This window comes from Synechococcus sp. R55.2 (genome assembly GCF_047462075.1).
In the GTDB taxonomy this organism is placed as follows: Bacteria; Cyanobacteriota; Cyanobacteriia; order Thermostichales; family Thermostichaceae; genus Thermostichus.
The window spans coordinates 1-709 of record NZ_JANSIH010000231.1 but is presented as its reverse complement, the minus strand read 5'-3'; the positions used below and the strand labels follow the sequence as shown (position 1 = coordinate 709).

Here is a 709-nt window from a genome sequence, read left to right as displayed (position 1 = left end):
GCCTACCCCATTCGCAAGCGCACCTGCCACATCACCATCGCCGTCCGGCCCATAGAGGAAGCTGAAGCGGCGACAGCCTCTTAACCTCCTGTATTTCTAGCCCTTTACCCTTCAACCGACACCACCATGGGACAGAAGATCCACCCCACCGGTTTCCGCCTCGGCGTGATTAAGGAGCATCGCAGCCGCTGGTTTGCCGATCCAGCCCGCTACCCAGCCTTGTTACAGGAGGACGACCAGATTCGCACCTACCTGACCAAGCAACTGAGCAGTGCTGGTTTGGCCGATATCCAAATCGAGCGCAAAGCGGATCAAATTGACCTGGAGATCCGGGCTGCTCGCCCTGGGGTAGTTGTGGGTCGGGGCGGATCCAGCCTAGAGACTTTGCGCCAAGGTCTACAGAAAGAGCTGTCCGCGCTAGCGGGACAAAGCCCTGGTTCACGAGGTGGTGGCGAGCGAACCATTCGCATCAATGTAGTAGAGGTCACCCGTGCCGATGCCGAGGCGACCTTGTTGGCGGAAAACATTGCCCAACAGTTGGAACGGCGGATTGCCTTTCGCCGCATCGTGCGCCAGGTGATCCAACGGGCCCAGCGGGCAGGTGTACAAGGGATCAAAATCCAAATTGCCGGGCGTCTGAACGGGGCCGAGATTGCCCGCACCGAATGGACGCGGGAGGGGCGGATCCCTTTGCACACCTTGCGGGCCG

Annotated in this window: 1 protein-coding gene; it reads left to right on the top strand. The window is 60.2% G+C overall.

Annotated features, from left to right (window positions below):
* Positions 1-126 precede the first annotated feature (126 nt).
* Positions 127-709: 30S ribosomal protein S3 (gene rpsC, locus NW838_RS07900; RefSeq protein ID WP_414427817.1), on the top strand; the 583-nt coding region annotated here is incomplete at its 3' end.